The organism is Pseudomonas sp. SWI44 (genome assembly GCF_002947915.1).
In the GTDB taxonomy this organism is placed as follows: domain Bacteria; phylum Pseudomonadota; class Gammaproteobacteria; order Pseudomonadales; family Pseudomonadaceae; genus Aquipseudomonas; species Aquipseudomonas taiwanensis.
The window spans coordinates 3,135,311-3,158,398 of record NZ_CP026674.1; the positions used below are offsets into that span (position 1 = coordinate 3,135,311).

General features: G+C 56.7%; 14 protein-coding genes and 8 pseudogenes. 16 read left to right on the forward strand and 6 right to left on the reverse strand.

Annotated features, from left to right (window positions below):
- Positions 1 to 64 precede the first annotated feature (64 nt).
- The 3 genes from C4Q26_RS14835 to C4Q26_RS14845 are packed head-to-tail and all read left to right on the forward strand — an operon-like array spanning position 65 to position 8,529.
- On the forward strand, positions 65 to 3,091 hold the full coding sequence (locus C4Q26_RS14835; RefSeq protein ID WP_104883246.1) for a type VI secretion system tip protein VgrG: 3,027 nt from the start codon (positions 65 to 67) through the stop codon (positions 3,089 to 3,091).
- Positions 3,088 to 7,779, forward strand: coding sequence for an RHS repeat-associated core domain-containing protein (locus tag C4Q26_RS14840; protein WP_256583267.1), 4,692 nt, complete (start codon positions 3,088 to 3,090; stop codon positions 7,777 to 7,779). The genes C4Q26_RS14835 and C4Q26_RS14840 overlap by 4 nt, the downstream gene beginning before the upstream one ends.
- On the forward strand, positions 7,780 to 8,529 hold the full coding sequence (locus tag C4Q26_RS14845) for a hypothetical protein (protein WP_104883247.1): 750 nt from the start codon (positions 7,780 to 7,782) through the stop codon (positions 8,527 to 8,529). It abuts the gene before it with no gap.
- A 33-nt stretch (positions 8,530 to 8,562) separates the two neighbouring features.
- On the opposite strand, the pseudogene C4Q26_RS14850 reads toward C4Q26_RS14845, so the two are convergent.
- Positions 8,563 to 8,763, reverse strand: a pseudogene (locus C4Q26_RS14850) (helix-turn-helix domain-containing protein); the annotation flags it as partial.
- Here C4Q26_RS14850 and C4Q26_RS14855 point away from each other — a divergent pair.
- Both C4Q26_RS14855 and C4Q26_RS14860 read left to right on the forward strand, forming a co-directional pair.
- Positions 8,746 to 9,906 (forward strand): annotated as a pseudogene (locus C4Q26_RS14855) (RHS repeat-associated core domain-containing protein); the annotation flags it as partial. The pseudogenes C4Q26_RS14850 and C4Q26_RS14855 sit on opposite strands and share 18 nt — an antisense overlap.
- Positions 9,907 to 10,248: 342 nt before the next feature.
- On the forward strand, positions 10,249 to 10,581 hold the full coding sequence (locus C4Q26_RS14860) for a hypothetical protein (protein ID WP_104881417.1): 333 nt from the start codon (positions 10,249 to 10,251) through the stop codon (positions 10,579 to 10,581).
- 198 nt (positions 10,582 to 10,779) lie between these two features.
- On the opposite strand, the pseudogene C4Q26_RS14865 reads toward C4Q26_RS14860, so the two are convergent.
- Positions 10,780 to 11,391 (reverse strand): annotated as a pseudogene (locus C4Q26_RS14865) (IS630 family transposase); the annotation flags it as partial.
- Here C4Q26_RS14865 and C4Q26_RS28805 point away from each other — a divergent pair.
- Positions 11,379 to 11,642: pseudogene (locus C4Q26_RS28805) on the forward strand (RHS repeat-associated core domain-containing protein); the annotation flags it as partial. The pseudogenes C4Q26_RS14865 and C4Q26_RS28805 overlap by 13 nt on opposite strands.
- Positions 11,643 to 12,010: 368 nt before the next feature.
- A complete protein-coding gene (locus C4Q26_RS14875; protein WP_104883248.1) occupies positions 12,011 to 12,445 on the forward strand; it encodes a hypothetical protein in 435 nt (144 codons plus the stop codon).
- Between the two features lie 178 nt (positions 12,446 to 12,623).
- On the opposite strand, the pseudogene C4Q26_RS14880 reads toward C4Q26_RS14875, so the two are convergent.
- A pseudogene (locus C4Q26_RS14880) lies at positions 12,624 to 12,866 on the reverse strand (transposase); the annotation flags it as partial.
- A 111-nt stretch (positions 12,867 to 12,977) separates the two neighbouring features.
- Here C4Q26_RS14880 and tnpB point away from each other — a divergent pair.
- The 9 genes and pseudogenes from tnpB (at position 12,978) to C4Q26_RS14930 (ending at position 21,000) form a co-directional block, all read left to right on the forward strand.
- A complete protein-coding gene (gene tnpB, locus C4Q26_RS14885; RefSeq protein WP_230384521.1) occupies positions 12,978 to 13,337 on the forward strand; it encodes an IS66 family insertion sequence element accessory protein TnpB in 360 nt (119 codons plus the stop codon).
- 18 nt (positions 13,338 to 13,355) lie between these two features.
- Positions 13,356 to 14,909 carry an IS66 family transposase gene (locus tag C4Q26_RS14890; RefSeq protein ID WP_104882684.1) on the forward strand — a complete coding sequence of 518 codons (1,554 nt, stop codon included), beginning with the start codon at positions 13,356 to 13,358 and terminating at the stop codon, positions 14,907 to 14,909.
- Positions 14,910 to 14,955: 46 nt separating this feature from the next.
- A pseudogene (locus C4Q26_RS14895) lies at positions 14,956 to 15,570 on the forward strand (RHS repeat-associated core domain-containing protein); the annotation flags it as partial.
- A gap of 341 nt (positions 15,571 to 15,911) precedes the next feature.
- Positions 15,912 to 16,238, forward strand: a complete 327-nt coding sequence (locus tag C4Q26_RS14900) for a hypothetical protein (RefSeq protein WP_104883249.1) — start codon at positions 15,912 to 15,914, stop codon at positions 16,236 to 16,238.
- Positions 16,239 to 16,695: 457 nt separating this feature from the next.
- Positions 16,696 to 17,913 (forward strand): annotated as a pseudogene (locus tag C4Q26_RS14905) (RHS repeat domain-containing protein); the annotation flags it as partial.
- 2 nt (positions 17,914 to 17,915) lie between these two features.
- Positions 17,916 to 18,293, forward strand: coding sequence for a DUF2750 domain-containing protein (locus C4Q26_RS14910; RefSeq protein WP_041925556.1), 378 nt, complete (start codon positions 17,916 to 17,918; stop codon positions 18,291 to 18,293).
- A 476-nt stretch (positions 18,294 to 18,769) separates the two neighbouring features.
- A pseudogene (locus C4Q26_RS14915) lies at positions 18,770 to 19,434 on the forward strand (RHS repeat-associated core domain-containing protein); the annotation flags it as partial.
- A 373-nt stretch (positions 19,435 to 19,807) separates the two neighbouring features.
- Positions 19,808 to 20,203: a hypothetical protein gene (locus C4Q26_RS14920; RefSeq protein WP_104881199.1), complete on the forward strand. Its 396-nt coding sequence runs from the start codon at positions 19,808 to 19,810 to the stop codon at positions 20,201 to 20,203.
- A 347-nt stretch (positions 20,204 to 20,550) separates the two neighbouring features.
- A complete protein-coding gene (locus C4Q26_RS14930; RefSeq protein ID WP_104883250.1) occupies positions 20,551 to 21,000 on the forward strand; it encodes a hypothetical protein in 450 nt (149 codons plus the stop codon).
- Between the two features lie 300 nt (positions 21,001 to 21,300).
- Here the strand turns inward: C4Q26_RS14930 and C4Q26_RS14935 are convergent, their stop codons facing one another.
- From C4Q26_RS14935 to C4Q26_RS14945, 3 genes are all read right to left on the reverse strand, one after another.
- Positions 21,301 to 21,732, reverse strand: a complete 432-nt coding sequence (locus tag C4Q26_RS14935) for a DUF4265 domain-containing protein (RefSeq protein WP_023381478.1) — start codon at positions 21,730 to 21,732, stop codon at positions 21,301 to 21,303.
- Between the two features lie 9 nt (positions 21,733 to 21,741).
- Positions 21,742 to 22,095, reverse strand: coding sequence for an HNH endonuclease (locus C4Q26_RS28810; protein ID WP_104883251.1), 354 nt, complete (start codon positions 22,093 to 22,095; stop codon positions 21,742 to 21,744).
- Positions 22,096 to 22,115: 20 nt separating this feature from the next.
- Positions 22,116 to 22,972, reverse strand: a protein-coding gene (locus C4Q26_RS14945; RefSeq protein WP_177429833.1) for an IS5 family transposase whose coding sequence is annotated in 2 segments (ribosomal slippage) — positions 22,116 to 22,624 and positions 22,624 to 22,972 — 858 coding nt in all. Because the reading frame shifts where the segments join, the coding sequence is not laid out codon by codon here.
- Positions 22,973 to 23,088 lie beyond the last annotated feature (116 nt).

A 23,088-nucleotide genomic window follows, 5' to 3' on the forward strand; every position in this document is an offset into this window, starting at 1 on the left:
GCCTGCCGCGTTCGCGCGGCGGGCTGCGGTCGTTTTCACTACGTTTTCCTAAAGGAGGACAGGGATGTTTGCCGCCGCGAACCAGACCCATTTCAGCTTGCACATCGACGGCCTGGAGCACGATTTCCAGGTCCTCGCCTTCAACGGCAGGGAAGCCATCAGCCACGCCTATGCCATTGACCTCGAGCTGGTCAGCGAACGCCCTTCGCTGGACCTGGAACGCCTGCTGCACAAACCCGCCTTCCTCCAGCTCGACGATGCCGGCCGTGGCCTGCACGGCCTGATCTATCGCGCCGCCCAGGGCGAGTCGGGCAAGCGCCTGACCCGCTACCAGGTCACCCTGCGCCCGCAGCTGGCGTACCTGGACCACCGCATCAACCAGCGCATGTTCCAGCACAAGACCGTGCCGCAGATCATCGCCCTGGTCCTGGAGGAGCATGGCATCCTCGCCAATGCCTACCAGTTCCAGTTGGGCGCGCAGTACCCGCAACGCGAATACTGCGTGCAGTACGACGAGTCCAACCTGCACTTCATCCAGCGCTTGTGCGAAGAAGAAGGCATCCACTATCACTTTCGTCACCGCGCCGACGGCCACCTGCTGGTGTTCGGCGACGACCAGACGGTGTTTCCCAAACTGGCCCCGGTCAGCTTCCAGCACGACGCCGGGCTGGTCGCCGACACGCCGATGATCAAGGGCTTCGCCCTGCGCCTGGAAACCCGCACCAGCAGCGTCACGCGCCGCGACTACGACTTCAAGAAGCCGCTGATCCAGCTCGAAGGCGAGGCCGTCAGCCACGCCGAGCCGGACCTTGAAGACTACGACTACCCCGGCCGCTTCCTCGACCGCGCCCGTGGCAAGCACCTGGCCACCCGCGCCCTGGAGCGCCACCGCAGCGACTTCCGCCAGGCCGAGGGCCGCAGTGACCAACCGCTGCTGGCCAGCGGGCACTTCCTGGCCCTGGCCAGCCACCCCAACGCGGCCTGGAACGACCTCTGGCTGCTGCTCGCCGTGCACCACCAAGGCCGCCAGCCGCAGGTGCTGGAAGAAGTCATCACCAGCGATATCGACGCGAAGTACGACGGTTTCCAGCAGGGTTACCGCAACACCTTCACCGCCACGCCGTGGGACGCCCCGTACCGCCCGCCGCTGCGCCACCCCAAGCCCCGGGTGCTGGGCGACCAGCGCGCCGTGGTCAGCGGCCCGGCCGGCGAAGAGATCTACTGCGACGAATACGGCCGCATCAAGGTGCAGTTCTTCTGGGACCGCGAAGGCCAGGCCGACGACAAGTCCAGCGTGTGGCTGCGCGTCGCCTCCGGCTGGGCCGGCCAGGGCATCGCCGGCCTGCAGTTGCCCCGCGTGGGCATGGAAGTGCTGGTCAGCTTCCTTGAAGGCGACCCCGACCAGCCGCTGGTGACCGGCTGCCTGTACCACGGCGTGAACATGCCGCACTACAAGCTGCCCGACCTCAAGACCCTGGCCACGATCAAGAGCAAGGAATACAAGGGCAGCCGCGGCAACGAACTGCGCATCGACGACACCACCGGTGAAATCAGCATCGCCCTGCGCAGCGACCACGGCGCCAGTGCGCTGAACCTCGGCTACCTGACCCACCCCCGGCCGAGCGGCGGCGCCCCGCGCGGTGAAGGCTTCGAGTTGCGCACCGACCGCCACGGCGCCGTGCGCGCCGCTGGTGGCCTGCTGATCACCACCGAGCCCCGGCCGAACGAAGCCAGGCACCACAAGGACCTGCCCGAGACGGCCGAGCGCCTGGCCACCGCCAGCGAGCAGCAGGACAGCCTGGCTGAACTGGCCAAGCAGATGCAGGCACAGGAGCCAGGCGATCAGGACGAGGTGGCCAAGCGACTGCACGAGCAGCATCAGGGCATTCTCGGCAGCGGCCCGGCCAACCAGAGCGCCAATGAGTTTCCCGAACTCACCCAGCCGCACCTGGTGCTCGCCAGCCCTGCCGGCATCGCCCTGACCACGCCAGGGCCGACGCACGTGTCGACCGGTGAGCACCTGGCCCTGAGCAGTACCGGGCACACCAGCCTGTCGATCGGCAAACGCCTGCTGGCCAGTGCCAGCCAGGGCATGCGCCTGTTCGTGCAGAGCCTGGGCTGGAGACTGGTGGCGGCTGCGGGCGACATCGATATCCGCGCGCTGAAAGACAACATCAACCTGCTGGCCAAGCTCGACATCACCGCCAATGCCGACCGCATCGTGCTAACCGCCAAGACCGAATTGGTCGTGCAAGGCGGCGGCAGCGCCACCACGTACAACGCGGCGGGTATCACCCATGTCACCAGTGGCAACTACACCGCCCACGCGGCGCAGTTCGCCCACATCGGCGCCGCGAGCAAGGCGGGTACGTTCCCCGAACCGCCGAAGCCGGGCAAGGGCAACCTCGAACTGCTCTACCAGTACGTCAACAGCGCGGGTGTGAAGACCGGCGACTACGGGGTGATCGACGCGTTGGGCGCCTCGATCAAGGGCAGCCTCGACGGCAAGGGCTTCAATCAGGCATCCGGCGCTGCCGCTGGCCCGCTGTGGGTCGACTTCGGCCTAGACCCGGCCGACACCTGGTCCGATGCCAGCTTCTTCGGCGCGAACGCCTGGCCGGTGAAAGGCCAGTTCGACGACATCGCCCCCGGCCAGCAGGCCGTGGTCGGCGAAGTCGCGAGTGGCACCAAGGGCGCGGACGGGCTGCTGGGCCAGGGCTTGGCGCTGGCCCAGCAAGGCATGGACAAAGGCAAGGCATTGGTACAGGACGCGATGGCACAAGGAAAAACCGTGGCCCAGGGCATGCTGGGTTCGAGCGGCGGCGGCCTGCTGGAGCAGGGCAAGTCCCTGGCCAGCACCGGCATGAAACTGGCCCAGAGTGGCCAGGCCGCGTTGCAGCAGGTGCAACAGGTCAAGGCCGCCGTCGGCGGCGACACCAGCGCCATGACCCAGCTCGCCAGCACGGTGGTGCCCGGCGCCGCCTCGGCCCTCAAGGCCGCCGACACTCTCAAGCAACTGCCCGCGCTGCCGACGCTGAGCCCTCCCGCCAACCCGGCCAAGCGGCCGCTGGGCAGTGAGGTGCTGGCATGAGCGGCGAAACCAAGCAACGCGAAGCGCAAGTCGCGGTCGCCCCACTCAACACCATCGACGCCAAGGACGTGGGCCGCGGCGCCGCCGCCTTCGACGCCTGGTTGCAGTCGGTCAGCAGCGGCTACGTCACCCTCGAACGGATCAAGACCGTGGCCGGTGCCTTGCCGGTGGTGGGCAACATCATGGCCCTGGTCGACGCCCTGGGCGATGTGGTCACCCTGGTCAAGAGCAAGCACCGCCAGGTGCTCGATTGGGTCAGCCTGGGCATCAACCTGATCGGCGTATTGCCGGCGCCGCCGACCATGGCAGCCGCCCGCATGAGCTTGCGCCCGACCTTGTTCCTGGTCCGCCAGGAGCTGCGCAACAGCGCCAAGATGCTGCTGGGCGACTCGCTGATCACGGTGCTGATGGGCCACCTCAACGCCACCATCGCCGGGACCCTCGACGACTTTGTGACCCAGGCACAGCCAAAGATCGCCGGCATTCTCAAGGACGCGGGCGATCTGGGTACCAAGGTGACTGGCGAAATTGCCACGGGCCTGGAGAAAGTCGTGCTCGGCCAACTCGACGCCCAGGGCGACAAGGCGGCGGCGAGCAAGCAGATGGCGGCCGCCAGCGACCAGTTGCTCAACGACCCCAAGGCGGCGATCAGCAACTTCTTCGGGGCGGTGCACAGCGCCTGCAAGGCGGCTGGTAAAGGCATGGCCAACAGCGCTACCAGCAAGCTGTTGCCCGATGACATCAAGAACAGCGTGCTGGCCAATACCGGGCAGCTGCGAGCGCTGGGCGGGGAAATGGCCACGCAGCTGAACAAGCTGTCCGATCCTGCGACGCAGATGAGCATCGGCTGGATGCTGACGGTGCTGGGTGGGGCGGTGGCAGGCTTCCGCAGCCGCAACAAGAACGGCCAGCCAGGGGTGGCCAAGCCGGATACCGTGACCAAGGTGGAGCGGGAGCAGAGCAAGGGTGAGCTTGCTGTCGTGGGTAAACAGGCCCCAGCCGAGCAGACCCCAAGCCCCAAGCGTCCACCGTGCCCCGCTGAACCGAAGGCCCGTACCGGCCACAGCATCAGCTTCTCGCTGGGCTCGGAATTCATTCAGCACACCGATTTCAGCTTGCCAGGCCCATTTCCCATCGAGTGGGAGCGGATCTACCACTCGCGCCTGGCCGAGTACGACCAGGGCAGTCTGGGCGCTCGTTGGGTAACCGAGTTCACTACCCGCATCGACATCGTCGGCAAAGGCGTGCTGTTCCACGACTTCGACGGCCGCAGCCACGCATTCGAGCTGCCCAAGGTCGGCAAGGCGCTGTTCAACGCCATCGAAGACTTGCTGCTGGTGCGCAGCACCGACAGCGAACTGGTGATCTGCCGTGGGTTCGTGCGCAAGGAATACTACCTGCGCGTGGGCGAACGTTATTACCTGCGCAAGATCCTGCTGGAGAATGACGCCGGCTGCATGCTGCATTACGAGCATCGCCACGACGGCCGCCCGGTGCTGTCCGACATCATCACCTTCCAGGGTGATGCGAAGAACGTCCTACGTCACCTCGGCACCCTGATCGATGATCACGGCCATATCAAAGGCCTGTGGGAAATGCGCGACGGTCAGCCGCTACGCCAGCTCTGCGCCTATCACTATGACGAACAGGGCGACCTGATCGCCGCCCAGGACGAGAACGGCGCCGCCTGGCATTACCAGTATCAGCACCACCTGGTTACCCGCTACACCGACCGCACCGGGCGCGGCATGAACCTGGAATGGGAGGGCAGCAGCGCCCAGGCCAAGGCCATCCATGAATGGGCCGACGACGGCAGCTACGACACGCGTCTGGCGTGGGACGAGAACATCCGCCTGACCTACGTCACCGACGCTCACGGCCAGGAGACCTGGTACTACTACGATATCCAGGGCCACCTGTATCGCATCCGCTACCCGGACGAACGCTCCGAGTGGCTGTTCCGCGATGAGCGCAAGAAGCTCCTGCGCCACGTGCACGCCGATGGCAGCGAAGACCGCTACGACTACGACGATCAAGGCAGCGTCATTCGCCATATCCGTGCCGACCACAGCAAGACGCACTTTGCCTACGACGACCGTCGTCACCCGATCAAGATCCGCGACGCAGAAGGCGGCCTGTGGCTGCGTGATTACGACCGGAAAGGCAACCTGGTCGAAACCACCGACCCGCTGGGCAACAAGACCGAATTCGCCTACACGCCTTCGGGCCTGGTGAAGGCGATCAAGGATGCCAGCGGCAACGAGAAGAAGCTGGCGTACAACGCGGCGGACCAGCTGATCGAGTACACCGACTGCTCGGGCAAGACCAGTCAATGGGAGTACGACGACGTCGGTCGTCTGGTGCTGTTCACCGATGCGGCGGGCAACAAGACCACCTACGCGTACAAGGTCGGTCAGCTGGCGAAAGTCACCCACCCCGACAACACCGAAGAGCGATTCGAACGCGATGCCGAAGGCCGCCTGTTGGCCCACGTCGACGCGCTGGACCGCTGCACCACCTGGTCCTACGACGCGGCCGGCAAACTGGTCGAACGGGTCGACGCCAACGAGCACAGCTTGCGCTATCGCTGGGACAAGCTGGGCCGCCTGATCGGGCTGGAGAACGAGAACGACAGCAAGGCCACGTTCCTGTACGACCCGGTCGGTCGCCTGCTGGAAGAAAAGGGCTTCGATGGTTTGGTCACCCGCTACCAGTACGACCCGGACAGCGGTCGACTGGCCAGCACCCAGGTCGGTCAACGCCGGATCGACATCACCTTCGATGCCGTGGGGCGTCTGGCCTCGCGCACGGCCCGCCAGGGTGACCAGCGCCAGGAAGAAACCTTTGCCTACGACGGCAACGGCAAGCTGATCCAGGCCATCAATGCCGACAGCAAGTTGCAATGGTTCCATGACGAAGCGGGCAACCTCACTCGCGAGCATCAGTACTACCTCAAGACCGCTGTGCCGATGGTCGCGGTGTGGAAGCACGAGTACGACGCGCTGAACCTGCGCACGGCGACGATTCGTCCCGATGGCCATAAGGTCAGCACGCTCACCTACGGCAGCGGTCATGTGCTGGGCATGACCCTTGACCAGCATGAGCTGCTGGCCTATGAGCGCGATGCTCTGCACCGTGAGGTGGTCCGGCATCAGGGCAACCAGCTGATGCAGACCCAGGCGTGGGACCCGGCGGGTCGCCTGCAGGCGCAATGGCTGGGTAGCCACGACGGCAAGTCCACGTTGCTCAAGCGCCAGTATCAATACGATGCCGTCGGCCAGCTGACCGACATCCACGACACCCGCCGTGGTCACCTGGCCTATCAGTACGACCCGGTGGGCCGCCTGCTGCAAGCCACCAGTCGCCTGGGTGTCGAGACCTTCGCCTTCGACCCGGCTGGCAACCTGCTGGACCAGAAGACCCAGGAACTCAACCGCCCGCTGGAAAGCGACCCGCGTCGCAACAAGCTGATGGACAACCTGCTGCGCGAGTACGCCGGCACGCATTACCAGTACGACGAACGCGGCAACCTCATCCACCGCCTGCACAACGGCGACAAAGCCCGGCTGACCTGGGACCTGTTCGACCGTCTGGTCCGCTTCGACGATGGCAAGCTCAGCGTCGCGTACAGCTACGACGCGCTGGGCCGTCGCCTGCACAAACACTCGACCGCGCATCACTACGACGATCCCCGTGCGGGCAGCGGCTGGAACCAGATGCAACGCGCCAGGCGCCAGCGCGAACTGGGTTGCGGTTACACCCTGTACGGCTGGGATGGCGACAACCTCGCCTGGGAAAGCTCGCCGCCGCAGGACGAAGGCGAGACCGGGCGGACGGTGCATTACCTGTACGAACCGGACAGCTTCGTGCCCGTCGCGCAGGCGCTGCGCAAGGCACCGATTCGCTTGTTACGGCAGCCGGACTGGCGTGGACGCGAATACGACATCGACCAGGACCCGCTGTGGCAGCACGAAGTGAAACCGCAGCCGATCGATGCGATTGCCTGGTACCAGTGCGATCACCTCGGTACGCCGATGGAACTGACCGACCACCACGGAGAGGTGGCGTGGGCGGGGCAGTACAAGGCGTGGGGTGACGTGCGCGAGGAGCGTTCGGACTGGGCCAAGCAGGTTGGGATGAGCAACCCGATTCGCTTCCAGGGGCAGTACCACGATCATGAGACCGGGCTGCATTACAACCGGTATCGGTACTATGATCCGAGGGTTGGGCGGTTCGTGAGTCAGGACCCGATTAGCTACGGCGGCGGTTTAAACCTGTTTGCCTATGCGCCGAACCCGATATTCTGGATTGATCCTTTTGGATTAGCGAAAAAGCAGCCAGTAAGAGTCGTTAATGGCTGTCCAATTATCGGTACTGGGCAGAGGACTGGTGGTGATGGTCATGCTCAAATATCCGAGGGTATGGCGGAGCAGATGGCCAACAGCGGCCAATATGAAAAAATTGGCGTTAACGTAGCAGTCAAGACCGTGACAGGGGTACCTACAGACCCGATTACTCGTCCGGATGTTACTGGGCTAAGGAAAGATGGGAAAGTAGATATTGTTGAAGTACCTTCACCAACCGATAACCTGAAGGAGTTGCAGTCGAAAGGAAGAAGTACCTTGAAAGGCTTGGGTGATCGTGCTGGTGGTTACACAGAGACAGAGAGAACTCGTCGGAGAATTTAGATGGTGGACTACTATAATTTTCTTGTCGCTCATTCGGTGGCAGGAGAGAAATTAGACTTCGTTAAGAACTACTCTGCGTTCGAGCAATGGATGCAAAATGTGGGTGGAAAAATTGAACGTTGTGGTGGTAAAAACGGGAGGGTAATTAAGTTTGGTCGGGAGAAGTATCTAAAGGAACTTAATGAGGGGAAGGTTGATGTAATTGAGCTTTACTCAGAAAGGATATGGGAGAAAGGGGAGGGGAGTGAGACACTTAATTGCGATTTTTCGTCAGTTTTGTCTGCGGATGAAGGGCTCTTGCTAACAGCGTTTTCGGAAAAGCTCAGTTTGAAATCGTTGGTTGAGTCTTTTCTAAGCTGTCCAGAATGGTATGTCGATTTTGATTATGCATACGCCTATACAGAAAGCCACGCGTTTGGTTTTGGTTACGCGTTTGGGCGACATGTTCCAGATGAAGAACATCCGTTAATGTGGTCTAGGCGTGACGAAACTATTATGTGGCTCAAGATGCAGTGGGCCGGTAAAACTGATGAATATATTAGGGATGTATATCCGGTAAATCTTTTTTCTGTGCGTAAGCTGCAAGCGCTTCCTCCCAAAAAGCTCGAATTATTATATGCTGTGATGTCACAGCATGGTGAAATTCTTGACAAGTCTGGATTCAAGGTGTGGGCTTTATCTGATGTTGATCGTGAAAGTGCTAGGAAGAAACTTTCTGAGGTCGATTTGCTAGCATCATGTATGGCCTAGTTCTCTATTTTAATCGGCGGAGTCGGATGGCGAGGCCATGCTACGGCAGCTCCAGCGCGGCTTACCGATGCGCGGTTGAGTGACTTGCTCAAGGGTTCGCCTCAAGGCTTCGGCAGGCAATAATGGCTTGCGACCTCGCCCCGGTAGATCCACTAAACCTTGCAGGCGCTGGGCTTGAAAACGTTTGCATCAGCGGGTGACTGAAACGACGGAGAGCAGACCCAGGCGTGGGACCCGGCGGGTCGCCTGCAGGCGCAATGGCTGGGTAGCCACGACGGCAAGTCCACGTTGCTCAAGCGCCAGTATCAATACGATGCCGTCGGCCAGCTGACCGACATCCACGACACCCGCCGTGGTCACCTGGCTTATCAGTACGACCCGGTGGGCCGCCTGCTGCAAGCCACCAGTCGCCTGGGTGTCGAGACCTTCGCCTTCGACCCGGCCGGCAACCTGCTGGACCAGAAGACCCAGGAACTCAACCGCCCGCTGGAAAGCGACCCGCGTCGCAACAAGCTGATGGACAACCTGCTGCGCGAGTACGCCGGCACGCATTACCAGTACGACGAACGCGGCAACCTCATCCACCGCCTGCACAACGGCGACAAAGCCCGGCTGACCTGGGACCTGTTCGACCGTCTGGTCCGCTTCGACGATGGCAAGCTCAGCGTCGCGTACAGCTACGACGCGCTGGGCCGTCGCCTGCACAAACACTCGACCGCGCATCACTACGACGATCCCCGTGCGGGCAGCGGCTGGAACCAGATGCAACGCGCCAGGCGCCAGCGCGAACTGGGTTGCGGTTACACCCTGTACGGCTGGGATGGCGACAACCTCGCCTGGGAAAGCTCGCCGCCGCAGGACGAAGGCGAGACCGGGCGGACGGTGCATTACCTATACGAACCGGACAGCTTCGTGCCCGTCGCGCAGGCGCTGCGCAAGGCACCGATTCGCCTGTTACGGCAGCCGGACTGGCGTGGACGCGAATACGACATCGACCAGGACCCGCTGTGGCAGCACGAAGTGAAACCGCAGCCGATCGATGCGATTGCCTGGTACCAGTGCGATCACCTCGGTACGCCGATGGAACTGACCGACCACCACGGAGAGGTGGCGTGGGCGGGGCAGTACAAGGCGTGGGGTGACGTGCGCGAGGAGCGTTCGGACTGGGCCAAGCAGGTTGGGATGAGCAACCCGATTCGCTTCCAGGGGCAGTACCACGATCATGAGACCGGGCTGCATTACAACCGGTATCGGTACTATGATCCGAGGGTTGGGCGGTTTGTGAGCCAGGACCCGATCAGCTACGGCGGCGGTTTCAACCTCTATGAGTATGTTCCGAACCCTATTGATTGGATCGATCCGTGGGGACTGAAGCGGATCAAGAATGCGATTGATGGGGATCGCCGCCATCAGGAATTCAATGCGGAAATTAAAACTCAGCATCCAAATGCGACTATTCAGAGTGAGTGTTATCTGCGGGATGCAAGCGGGAAGTCAGTCAAAGACCCTCATACTGGTGAACGCCGGCGGGTAGACACAGTTGTGATCGAGAGCGGAGAGGCCAAAACCTACGAGGTTACGAGTATGACGGCTGATAAAACGGACCAGATTCTTAAAGAGCGTCGAATATTAGCGACGGGTGGTAAATTTGTTAAAGATCGCTCCACTGGGAAACTAGTACCTGTGGCGGGCATTTCAGAGGTCGTTAGGAGAGATTGAATGAGCGACTATCCAGTATGGGATATAGATGGTGTGCTTGAAGCATATGCTAATATACCAGAGTGGCATGCAAGCATTGGTAGAGCTCTTGAGAACCTATTTTTGTTCATGGAAAGTAATGGTCTTTTGAATTGTCGGGTAAGTGATGAGAGCGGGAAATTAGTAAAGCGTGTGATTATGAGTAGCGAAATTACCGCGGAGGGCGATTTGCTATCAAGTGGTCGTAATAATGCAGTCGATAAGTGGTTGCGCTCAAAGGCAAGATTCAAAGACCCAGATGACTTAAGATCTCTTGAGAAGGCTTTGATGGATATTCGTGCGAAGAAACTCTAGCTGCGCTGCTTTCTAGACTGGCTAACCAGTAGGTGCTTGAGCCTAGGTTAGCTAGTTGTGAAAAAATAGACACCGATTAATTTATAGAGTTAGTGCTTTCTGGAAGTGTTGCGTATAGTGCTGGATTTGGTTCCTGAGCTATCGTAAAACGAGCGCAGGCGGCATGGTGTAATTTTCCTTTAAAATTGCCTCTTGCTGTTAGTGTTCTGTCTTCGATAAAACGTTCTCTTCGCTCTCGCCTGTCATGGCCTCTCGGGCACGCTGGATCTTGCGCAAGATGTCTTCACCTTTTGCGTTCCAGACATACCGGCAGGGCTGAGCGTTGTGCAGCGCTAAAAACGTGGTAATGGAACTGGCCAATTCGCGTGTCGAGCTGAAGCTGCCGTCGCGTAGGTAAACGGTGATATCCCGGAAAAAGCGCTCAACCATGTTCATCCAGGAGCTTGAAGTCGGAGTGAAGTGCATATGGAACCGTGGATGCCGCTTGAGCCACTCCTTGACGACGGGATGCTTGTGAGTGGCGTAGTTGTCCACGATCAAGTGCAGTTGCAGGCCTTTGGGTGTTTCCCGGTTGATCTTTTTCAGAAAGGCCAGCCACTCCTGATGCCGGTGCTGTGTTTCGATGCTGCTGATCAGCCGACCTTGCAGATAATCCATGGCTGCGAACAGCGTGAGCGTGCCGTGACGGACATAGTCATGAGTTTGCGTACGGATATGGCCGATGCCCAATGGCAAGCCTGGCTGTGTGCGCTGCAAGGCTTGAACCTGGCTCTTTTCATCGCAGCAGAGCACCAGAGGTGGCGTGGGCGGGGCAGTACAAGGCGTGGGGTGACGTGCGCGAGGTGCGCTCGGAGTGGGCCAAGCAGGTTGGGATGAGCAACCCGATTCGCTTCCAGGGGCAGTACCACGATCATGAGACCGGGCTGCATTACAACCGGTATCGGTACTATGATCCGAGGGCTGGGCGGTTCGTGAACCAGGATCCGATCAGTTACGGCGGCGGTTTAAACCTGTTTGCCTATGCGCCGAACCCTGTGGAGTGGATTGACCCGTTGGGGTTGTGGAAAGGACAGCCGCGTCAGTCGAATGGGCGGTTTGGGGCGGGAAAAGATCCTTCGAAGCCATGTCCGTGTAAGATCGCGACTTCTGAAAAAGTTCATGGCAATAACTTAAACAGTACTGCTCCGGCTATTGGCTATACTCTTAGGGATAGTGATTCGACCGAAGTGATGAAATATGGTGAGACCACCAGGGGAAAGCATCGATATACAAAGCAGTATTTGGAAGATAATAATTTGATTATGCGTGAAGAGGCGGTGGGCACAAAAAGGGAGATGCATGCGTGGCAGCATCAGAAAATTCTAGAGTACAAAGCCCAAAATGGCGGTGCTAGACCGCCGCTAAATAAAAGCGACTTTTAGGAGTATTCATGAAATTTTGGATGTCGAGCGAGCAGCATGCGTTGGTAGGTGACGCAGAGCACAAGGCACGTAAAACATTGGAGCCAGTTTTGGCTGGCATTTTGTCTGATGTTCTTCTTGATTGCGGCTTGGAGAAATGGAGTTTTATATCTATAGTTATGCCTGATGAGCGACAGGCGGATTATCCCGAGGTCAAGCGATATCATAAACTCAAAAGGGATGTGGAGTTGCGAGTCAAACTTCCGTTTTCAGAGTTCAAAGATGCTGACGCAAATAAGCAGGTCGGCTTGATGCTTGATGCTTTGTCTCGCTCTGTTGATATGATGGGTGAGATAAAAAGTTTAAGATTAAAGAGCGAGGATGCTTCCGTTCTAAGGGGGGCAGTTGAAAAAGCAAGGCTTCGGCTAAATGTGTCAAAGGGCGATGAAAGAAGTTTTATTTAAGTGGTGCTGTATATGGATAGGTTTATAGGGCTAAGGAGACGCTGAACAATTAGCCAATTCTCACCGTCCCCATGTTCAAGCCGGTTTTTTCAACCTGCCGGCCTTATTCTGCGTTTCTTGGGCCGATTTCTACCCTGATTTTGCTGATTAGCGGGCCAGCCCCGCCTTTCGGACGGACTTATCCCGCCGTCCGTTGCAAATACCGCTTGGCCAGTACCAGATTGGCCAACCCAAACAGACTGAACAACTGCGCCGTATTCTTTTCCAGTCCACGGTAGCGAACCTTACGATGATTGAAGCGCACCTTGATCACCTGGAAGGGATGCTCGACCTTGGCAGGCAGCTGCGCCTTGGCGTATTCGATTTTGCGCTTGACTCGGTACAGCACGCTGTCTTTGCCGTGATGTTTGTAACTGCTTGCGGGTAGTGGCTGGAACCAGATGCAACGTAAGCGCTCCATGAACCCCACATTCAAAGCGCTTACCTGATCCTTGATGCTGTGCTCCCGATTTCTTTCTGGAGCCTGCCGACGATGATGCGCCCCGACGCCAAAGTCGAAAAAGTCTATCTCTACCCCAAGCCCGTCGACTTTCGAAAATCCATCGATGGCCTCGCAGCCTTGGTTGAACTGGATATCAAGGTGGCCGTGTTCGACCCGGTTCTTTTCGTGTTCCTCAACAAGCCGCGCAATCGCGTGAAGATCCTCTATTGGGAGCGCAACGGTTTCTGTCTCTGGCTCAAGCGCCTGGAATCAGAACGCTTCAAAACCTCGCCCGACATCACTGATGAAGCCATTGTCCTGACTGTTCAGGAGCTGAACTGGCTACTTGACGGCTTCGACCTCTGGCGCAACCGTCCGCATCAGGTTTTGACCCCTCGTTTCGTTGCCTGAATCGGTATAATCCTCGGCATGAATCCCATGCCCGATGACCTTCCCGATGACCCTGTCCTGCTCAAGCAAATGCTCCTTGAGGCTTACGCAGCATGCTCGCGTGAGCAGGAAGTCAAAGAAGCCTACGCCACTCACATCGTTGATCTGAAAGAACAGATCAAGTTGCTGCGTGATCGTCTTTTCGGCCGCAAGTCCGAGCAGGCCATCGACCCCAACACGCCGCAACTGGCGATGTTCAACGAGGCAGAAAGCGAACCTCTGTTGACGGTGGAGACGCCGGATGAAGAAGTCGTCACGCCAGCGCCACTCCGGGGAAAACGCAAGCCACTCTCGGCTGATCTGCCACGTATCGAAGTCATCCACGAGCTGCCTGAACACGAACTGACCTGTGCCTGCGGTTGCCTCAAGCATGAGATCGGCGAGGAAATCAGTGAGCAACTGGATATCGTGCCGATGCAGATCCGCGTGCTCAAACATGTCCGTAAGGTCTACGGCTGCCGGGGTTGTGAAGTTGCCCCGGTCACGGCAGACAAACCGGCTCAACTGATAGAGAAGAGCATGGCCAGCCCGAGCGTGTTGGCGATGTTGCTGACGACCAAGTATGTCGATGGCTTGCCGCTGCACCGTTTTGAAAGTGTCCTGAGCCGGCACGGTATCGACATTCCACGACAGACACTGGCGCGCTGGATTATCCAATGCAGCGAACATGTCCAGCCGCTGTTGAATCTGATGCGTGAGCGATTGCTGGAAAGTCCGGTCATTCATTGCGATGAAACCCGTGTCCAGGTACTGAAAGAACCGGATCGAGACCCGACCAGCCAATCCTGGATGTGGGTGCAAGTCAGCGGGCCGCCTGACCGAAAAGTCGTGCTGTTCGACTACAGCTCCAGCCGGGCGCAGGAAGTGCCGTTGCGCCTGCTGGAAAGTTATCGCGGGTATGTCATGACGGACGATTACGCCGGCTATAACGCGTTGGCGCTGCAGCCTGGCGTAGAACGGTTGGCGTGCATGGCGCATGCCCGGCGCAAATTCGTCGACGCTCAGAAAGTGCAGCCTAAAGGCAAAACCGGACGGGCCGATGCCGCACTGACGATGATCAACAAGCTGTATGGCATCGAGCGCGAACTGAAAGATGCCAGTGACGAGCAGCGTTTTGTCGCGCGACAGGCGCAAGCCTTGCCAGTCCTGAGCCAGTTGAAAAGTTGGTTGGACAAGGCCCAGTCCCAAGTCACGCCGCAAAGCGTGCTGGGCAAGGCCGTGAATTATCTCGCGAATAACTGGAGCCGATTGGTGCGTTACGTCGAGACTGGTTTTTTGCCGATCGACAACAATCTGGCCGAACGCTCGATCAAGCCGTTTGTCATCGGTCGCAAGGCCTGGCTGTTCAGCGACACGCCCAAGGGCGCCACGGCCAGTGCCCAGATCTACAGCTTGGTCGAGACTGCAAAGATCAACGGCCAAGAGCCTTATACGTGGCTGCGCCACGTACTGGAGCGACTGCCCCACGCGCAGACCGTAGCGGACTATGAAGCGTTACTTCCGTGGAACTGCTCGCCGGAAATGCCACGGTAACTGCGACTTCCTATTCGCGGTAGGTGGGGTTCATGGATCGCTTACGATGCAACGCGCCAAGCGCCAGCGCGAACTGGGTTGCGGTTACACCCTGTACGGCTGGGATGGCGACAACCTCGCCTGGGAAAGCTCGCCACCGCAGGACGAAGGCGAAACCGGGCGGACCGTGCATTACCTGTACGGACCGGACAGCTTCGTGCCCGTCGCGCAGGCCCTGCGCAAGGCACCGATTCGCCTGTTGCGGCAGCCGGACTGGCGTGGACGCGAATACGACATCGACCAGGACCCGCTGTGGCAGCACGAAGTGAAGCCGCAGCCGATCGATGCGATTGCCTGGTACCAGTGTGATCACCTCGGCACGCCGATGGAGCTGACCGACCACCACGGAGAGGTGGCGTGGGCGGGGCAGTACAAGGCGTGGGGTGACGTGCGCGAGGTGCGTTCGGACTGGGCAAAGCAGGTTGGGATGAGCAACCCGATTCGCTTCCAGGGGCAGTACCACGATCATGAGACCGGGCTGCATTACAACCGGTATCGGTACTATGATCCGAGGGTTGGGCGGTTTGTGAGCCAGGATCCGGTTAGCTACGGCGGCGGTTTCAACCTCTATGAGTATGTTCCGAACCCTATTGATTGGATCGATCCGTGGGGACTGAAGCGGATCAAGAATGCGATTGATGGGCATCGCCGCCATCAGGAGTTCAATGCGGAAATTAAAGCTAAACACCCAACTGCTTCAATTCAGAGCGAATGTTATTTGAGGGATGTGACTGGTCGTTCCGTCAGAGATCCAGTGACTGGCGAACGTCGACGAGTCGATACATTTGTCATTGAAAACGGTACTGCAACAACTTATGAAGTCACCAGTATGGCCGCTAACAAAATGGAGCGGCAGGCTAAAGAAAGACGAATCTTGGCCGCGGGCGGTAGCTATACTAGGGATAGAAGTACTCAAGAGCTTGTGCCAGTCTCGGGGCTGTCTAAATTGCATAGGAGGGAGTGATGTCTGAAGACTTTTTAATGTGGGATATCGATGGTATTTTAGAGTCTTACAAGGATATCCCGGAGTGGGAGGCTAGTGTAAATAATACGTTAGAGGAACTGTTCAGATTCCTTGAGATGAATGGCCTGCTTTGTTGTAGGGTGACAAATGAGAGGGGGCAGATAATAAAGAGGAAGGTAAAATTTAGTGAGCTTACAGATGAGGGTAGAAGTATAGCATTTGGTCCTAAAAACCCTGTTCATAGATGGCTGGCTTCGAAGGGGGCTCAGAAAACTCCTCCAGATATGAAAATGTTGGAAAGGGCGCTCTTGGAAATAAGGCGTTGATTGTGGCGTGATTTGTTTGCTGTTAGATGCATTGTGACTTTAGCTCCTGTTAAGGTTATTACGGAGTATGGCTCAGGTCTGGCTGTAAAGATTAATGCATTTTTGCGGCCAATATATGGTGGTCGACGCACTGTCAATTGCCTCCGTCAGAATTAGACTCGCTCACACTGCATTGAGTCGCGATTCGGACAAGTAGGGCCGCTGGATCGGCTGGCGAGCGCATGCAAGACCAGCTTCCGCTACAGTCCAGGCAGCTACCTACCGGAGGCGATGGACGTCGACGGCCTGGTCGCCCGTATGAGTAAGGCATGTACAACAGAATCTCGGCCAGGGAGCACGTTGATCATGATAAAGCTAAAGCCTTCGGCAGGACACAAAGAGAGTGTGAAGCGGCATTCAGCTCCAGTGGTTCGATGAGGTGCTAAAAACGGTAAGCTCATAAAGCTTTACAAGAAGAAAACCGGTGGGTCGCCTGGGTGTGCAGACCTTCGCCTTCGACCCGTCCGGAAACCTGCTGCGCGAGTACGCCGGCAGGCCTTACCAGTACGACGAACGCGGCAACCTCATCCACCGCCTGCACAACGGCGACAAGGCCCGCCTGACCTGGGACCTGTTCGACCGTCTGGTCCGCTTCGACGATGGCAAGCTCAGCGTCGCGTACAGCTACGACGCCCTGGGCCGTCGCCTGCACAAACACTCGACCGCGCATCACTACGACGATCCCCGTGCGGGCAGTGGCTGGAACCAGATGCAACGCGCCAAGCGCCAGCGCGAACTGGGTTGCGGTTACACCCTGTACGGCTGGGATGGCGACAACCTCGCCTGGGAAAGCTCGCCGCCGCAGGACGAAGGCGAGACCGGGCGGACGGTGCATTACCTGTACGAACCGGACAGCTTCGTGCCCGTTGCGCAGGCGCTGCGCAAGGCACCGATTCGCCTGTTGCGGCAGCCGGACTGGCGTGGACGCGAATACGACATCGACCAGGACCCGCTGTGGCAGCACGAAGTGAAACCGCAGCCGATCGATGCGATTGCCTGGTACCAGTGCGATCACCTGGGCACGCCGATGGAGCTGACCGACCACCACGGAGAGCTGGCGTGGGCGGGGCAGTACAAGGCGTGGGGTGACGTGCGCGAGGTGCGCTCGGAGTGGGCCAAGCAGGTTGGGATGAGCAACCCGATTCGCTTCCAGGGGCAGTACCACGATCATGAGACCGGGCTGCATTACAACCGGTATCGGTACTATGATCCGAAGGCGGGCCGTTTCATTAGCCAAGACCCGATCAGTTATGAGGGGGGGCTGAATTTATATGCTTACGCCCCGAATCCAATTGAGTGGTTTGACGTATTTGGTTTAGCTCCCAAGAAGCAGTGTCCGATCTATCAAGATGGATCGCATGGTCGATCAACCAAGCAGGAGCGGATTCGGGCATTGGCGGATGAGGATAAGCAGCCAGCGTGGATTCGAGGATGGGTGAAGAATGACATGCGCCATATCAAGAGTGGAAACAGAACGGCGCTAAGACTACCAGGGAATTCACGCAACTCAAAAGGTAAGGGGAAGGAGTTGGCGCATGGATATAATACAGAGGCGAAAGATGGCTTCTGCTATCGTCACTCTAAACTGCAAGATGCAGACCTTCATAAAACTCAGCACAGGATAGGAGGATATTGAGAATGCACGATAGTAAAGTTTTAAATGTATCCTCTCTAAGCTCAGAGGGTAGGTTTGAGTTTTTCATCAGAAAAGTTGCAGATTTTGAGGTTGTTTGGGGTTTGTATGATGAGGGATGGGCCACTGCTACCCTAGAAGGAAACGTAGTGGTGCCGTTCTGGCCTGAGGAGGAATTTGCTAAGCGCTGTGCGACGGATGAATGGGGTGATTTTTGGCCGCGTAAAATTGCTATTGAGGACTTTTTAGATAAGTGGCTTCCGGGTATGCATTCAGATTCTCGACTGTGTCAAGTGTTTCCTGTGCCAGGGGATGTGGGGGTGGTGATTTCTCCGACTGCTCTTGAAGTTGCTTTGCGAGAAGAGCTTGAACAATACGAGTAGATGTTCGCTTTGAGGCGCGAGTACCTGCTCAATGATCGATATCTAGGTGGCGATTAAGGGGGGTTGTATTTTTTATAGAGGCGCCGAGCAATTTTATGATTTGCTCGGCGTTGCATGATGCGGATTTACAGAGTAGTTAGGGGCAGATTCAGAGGCTATTGAATTAAAGATGGGTTTCTCATGGTGCTTGGCTATCATTGCCGTCATCATTTCGATACGGAGGCGCTGAACAATTAGCCGTTTCTTACCGTCCCCATTTTCAAGCCGGTTTTTCCAACCTACTGGCCTTACTCTGTGTTTCTTGGGCCGATTTCTATCCTGATTTTGCTGAGTTAGCGGGCCAGCCCCGCCTTTTAGACGGACTTATCCCGCCGTCCGTTGCAAATACCGCTTGGCCAGTACCAGATTAGCCAACCCAAACAGACAGAACAACTGCGCCGTATTCTTTTCCAGTCCATTACGACACCGAAGAGCGTTTCGAACGCGATGCCGAAGGCCGCCTGCTGCAAGCCACCAGTCGCCTGGGTGTCGAGACCTTCGCCTTCGACCCGGCCGGCAACCTGCTGGACCAGAAGACCCAGGAACTCAACCGCCCGCTGGAAAGCGACCCGCGTCGCAACAAGCTGATGGACAACCTGCTGCGCGAGTACGCCGGCACGCATTACCAGTACGACGAACGCGGCAACCTCATCCACCGCCTGCACAACGGCGACAAGGCCCGCCTGACCTGGGACCTGTTCGACCGTCTGGTCCGCTTCGACGATGGCAAGCTCAGCGTGGCGTACAGCTACGACGCCCTGGGCCGTCGCCTGCACAAACACTCGACCGCGCATCACTACGACGATCCCCGTGCGGGCAGCGGCTGGAACCAGATGCAACGCGCCAAGCGCCAGCGCGAACTGGGTGGGGTGACGTGCGCGAGGTGCGTTCGGAGTGGGCAAAGCAGGTTGGGATGAGCAACCCGATTCGCTTCCAGGGGCAGTACCACGATCATGAGACCGGGCTGCATTACAACCGGTATCGGTACTATGATCCGAGGGTTGGGCGGTTTGTGAGCCAGGATCCGATTAGCTACGGCGGCGGTTTAAACCTGTTTGCCTATGCGCCGAACCCTGTGGAGTGGATTGATCCGTTGGGGCTGTGGAAAGGACAGCCGCGTCAGTCGAATGGGCGGTTTGGGGCAGGGAAAGATCCTTCGATACCGTGTCCGTGTGAGACGGATGGTACTCATGGGAATAGTCATAACTCAACTAAACCGGCAATTGGATATACATTGAGAGATCGCGACAGTGATGAGGTAATGAAGTATGGTGAAACAACCATGGGGTCGCGACGGTACTCGAAAAAATATCTAAATTAAAATAACGTCGAGATGGTGGAGGAAGCGTCAGGCACTAAGAAGGAAATGCATGCTTGGCAACATGAGAAGATTGTTGAGTACAGGGCGGCTAATGGTGGTAATAGGCCGCCGTTAAATAAAAGCGATTACTAGGGGGTGGGCAATGGATTTCTGGATGTCCAGTGAAAAACATATATCAGTTAATGAGGCGGTGTCAGAGGCGCGCAAGGCGATAGAACCAATAATTTCTGAGTTTATAAAAGACGTTGAACTTTCGTGTGGTGCAAAAAAATGGAGCGTCATTTCCATCGTCATGCCGGATGACAGAGTCGGAGATTATCCTGAGATTAGGCGCTATCATAAAGCAAGTAAAGATATTGAGTTGCGGGTGCAGTTGCCCTATGGCGAGTTTAAGGGATCTAGCGGGTTAGGGCGGATTAATATGATGCTCGACTCGTTAGTTTACTCTGTTGATCTAATGGGTGAAATAAAAAGTTTGAAAGTTACTAGCGGCGATGCTCAAGTGCTTAAGGGGGCTATTGAAAAGGCTCGGGCGAGATTGAGCAGTTAATCATAGCGGCGCCCTACCAGCGGGGATTGTCCAAGGTTGAAAGGAGGTTGTAATGACTAATGATTATCCGGTTTGGCGTATTGACGTATTGGTGGCTTCGTAATGAAAGTTCTCCAGGTTGGCAGGAGAGTATTCACATTGCAATGGAAAGCCTGTTTTTCCTCCTCGAGAGTAATGAGCTTTTGAAGTGTCGGGTTACAGATAAAAATGGGCATGTAGTGAAGCGCGTTATAATAAAAGTGAGCTTACTGAAGAAGTAGGCGGGTTTGATGAAGATGAATTTTGAAAAATTGTTTGGGATGTCGAGAGAAAAAATATCTCTGTTTTGCCTTTAAGGGGCAGAGCGTGTGGCAGGAATTTATGCTGAGTACTGTAAAAAATATGCCCTGAGTGTAGATGTCAACTCTTCGGCTCTGGCTGAGTTATTTCAGCGGCATGTGTTGCTGGATAAGCACGAGCTTAAGCTGTTGTATCAAGAAGTTTATAGTGGTATTCCGGATACTGAGGACTACAGTGATGAGTTGGTAGATCAGGCCCAGTGTGCTGTGATTTGTACATCTTATTGTGTTGAGTATTTAGAAAATTCCAGCCATGAGTCAGTTCGATACGCCATTGCGAAGGTGGCTGAAGCAATCGATATTTTAGACGAAGATGTAGACAGGAAGACTGCGTTAGAGGTGGATTGGTGTGATCAGTTGTTGGATGTATTAATCGAAAGGGACCTGGGTGATGTCCAGAAAATTAAGGATATTAGGCAGAAAAATTTACTGCATGAAGTCCCAGTGCTAGGAGTTTAGTTCTCTTGCTTAGAGGTTCATCTGCGAAATCGGCTGGCCGCTTGTTACAGGCCGTCAGCCGTCTGGGTATCGACATCATTTTCTTTGGCTTAGGCTCTGTACGAAAAGCCTTGATACTCATTACAGACCTATTTTTACAATGGGTGACCGAAAGGAGCGTAAGAACTAAAACCTATCCATCACCCATCAGACTTCACACCAAAGCTTTACAAAAATCAAAAATCAAAACTTTAATTAAACTTAAAAAACCGCACCTAAACAAGTAGGCGCAGCCCGCCAAACATATAAAAATCGCGCATACTATTGACGTACTTTGCCGTACTCATAATCCAACCAGCCTTCTTCGCTCTTTACCTCCAAATACTTGACAACCTCATCAAAATCAACCTCCCGAGGAACGTTTACTGAGAAAAACTTTTTACTCATTCCTTCCCAAGAACAGCCCATATTGGAAATCTCGGCCATGATCAAACCTGGCACACTTTCATCGCCATCAAAAAATATAATCCTAATTGTACTATTACCCTCATCAGCCACCACAGCAACGAAAACGGCCTCACCATCACTTCCCTTTGAGGTACTCACCTCGTCCTCAAAACACACCTCCTTTGAGTAGAACGGTATATTCTTAATTCTATAAAGATTTCCGTCTTTTTTTTCAGCCCATACACTTTCAACCCCAACCGGGGGGTAGCCATCAACAACATTCAAGCTAATAAAAACCTTTTCCATTAGCACCGCCTATATTTCACAAGAATCACTTTTCTCTAGATTACAGACCCTACACAGAACCTGTCCATTCTCTGGAGTTCCCGAACCGCCCTTTGCCTTAGGAATCACGTGATCAACATGTGCCTCATTGTCAGGCGGCCTCACACCCCGCTCATGCCTGACTGCATTGAACGCTTGCACGCTGCAGCTCTCGCAAGTCAAGTGACCATAACGGTCAATATTTTCTTGCTTAACCTCTCTCCTCCCAGCCTTTGTAAAATCTTTACCAGGCCTGCTACCTGGTCCACTTATTCGAGCAAGATCCAACGGATCAAGCCACTCCGTCGGATTATCCGCATAGCTATATAGATTTATCCCTCCCATATAGCTTATTGGATCTTGACTTAGGCTCTGTCTGAAAAAAGCCGTCGCATACACCGCATGACACAAGCCAGCGAGACCATTGCGGCATAACTTTTTGCGAGCTTGTCGAAGCGCGTGACGATTCGGCGGTTCTCTTTTAGCCAGCCGAACATGCGTTCGATGATGTTGCGCTGTCGATATTTTGGGCGGTCAAACAGTCTTGGCAAGCCGGGTTTGGGCTTGCGTTTCATTGAGCTTAGCGGAATGACCGGCTGCATCCGATATCGATCGCAGTAACGGGGCAAGGCCTCGGCGTCGTAGCCTTTGTCAGCCAGCAACCATTTGCATCGTTTGCGTGGACGACCACGCTGGTTTGTCGGGATGCTGACATCATCAAGTAACGGCTGGGCATAGCTGATGTCGCTGGCTTGGCCGCCAGAGAGAAGGAAGCGCAACGGTATCCCGTTGGCATCGCAGAGCATATGAATTTGGGTTGTCAGTCCGCCGCGACTGCGGCCTAGAGCGTGATCGGTAGGCTCGTCAGGCCCCCTTTTTTCCGCGCTCCAGATGAAGCACGGGTTGCTCGAACAGCGGTCGAATCGATCATCCAGGTGTGGGGATCGATCCAGCCTTTGTCATTGAGTCTGAGGTGCAATCGTCTGAGCATCTGATCGAATGTTCCGCGGTTTCGCCAGACCCGGAAGCGGTGATAGACCGTCGCCCAAGACCCGAAGCGCTCGGGCATACCTCGCCAGGCCGCTCCTGAGCACAGCACCCAGAGCACACCATCGAGCATCACGCGATCACTGCTGCGGGGCCTGCCCCTGACGTGGGCTGCCGTAAAGAGATCGGCGACCACTGCCCACGCGTCACCCGAGAGTTCATAACGCTTTGCCATCACAGAATTCCTTTCCGCAGATGGCCGGCGACTGTACAGAACCTCGGCTGTTCCGGGGGCCACATTTCAGTTTCTTGGGATTTCAGACAGAGCCTAGTAGGCGTCAGATGGATGTT